Genomic DNA, 819 nt, shown 5'->3' on the forward strand with positions numbered 1-819 from the left:
ACCGCGCGATGCTGTTTGAGCTGGTTGATGCCTCGCTCGACCGCGTTGCGGTCCCGGTAGACGACCTTGTCGAACGCTGGCGGACGACCACCCGCCCGGCCACGATGACGCCGGTGCGCGGCCTGATCCGACGGCGTCGGGATAGTGACCTTGATCCCGTGGCGACGTGACCAGCCCCGGTTACCACGGCTGGAATACGCCTTGTCCGCCAGCACCCGCTCCGGCCGCATCCGGGCCCGTCCACCACCGAGTTTCGGCACCGAGATCGCATCCAGCACGGCCGTGAACTGCGGACTGTCACCAGCCTGACCGGGTGTGACAAGCAACGACAGCACCCCGCAGCCCTGCTCACACGCCAGATGCAGCTTCGTCGACCAGCCGCCCCGCGATCGGCCCAGCCCGTGATCGCCCGGTTCGGGTTCACCGTTGCCGCCCGGCGGTTCGGCCTGGCCGGCACTGTCACGGCGCGCACCGGCAGCATGCTGATGCGCGCGCATGATCGTGGAGTCCACACTCACCTGCCATCGGATCGAGCCTGCCGCCTCGGCGAATGCCTGCAGCAGTTTCAGCAGCAGCGCCCACACGCCGGCCCGCTGCCAACGGCGAAACAGTCCATACACCGCTGGCCAGGACCCGTACTCGGCTGGCACGTCGCGCCACGGCGATCCGACACGCACCCGCCATCGGATCCCGTTGACGAGCTGCCTTTTCGTCCATGCGGGAGGGCGTCCCGCCTTCTTGCCCCGGGGCAGCAACGGTGCCAGCCGGGCCCATTGGGCGTCGGTCAGGTCCGCGCGCCCCGTCACCGCTACGCTGGTC

General features: G+C 69.5%; 1 protein-coding gene. It reads right to left on the reverse strand.

The features are described from left to right. The coding region (locus RJ03_RS07175) for an IS5 family transposase (RefSeq protein ID WP_245552205.1) at positions 1-819 on the reverse strand (819 nt) is incomplete at both ends.

This window comes from Nocardia aobensis NBRC 100429 (genome assembly GCF_000308375.1).
In the GTDB taxonomy this organism is placed as follows: domain Bacteria; phylum Actinomycetota; class Actinomycetes; order Mycobacteriales; family Mycobacteriaceae; genus Nocardia; species Nocardia aobensis.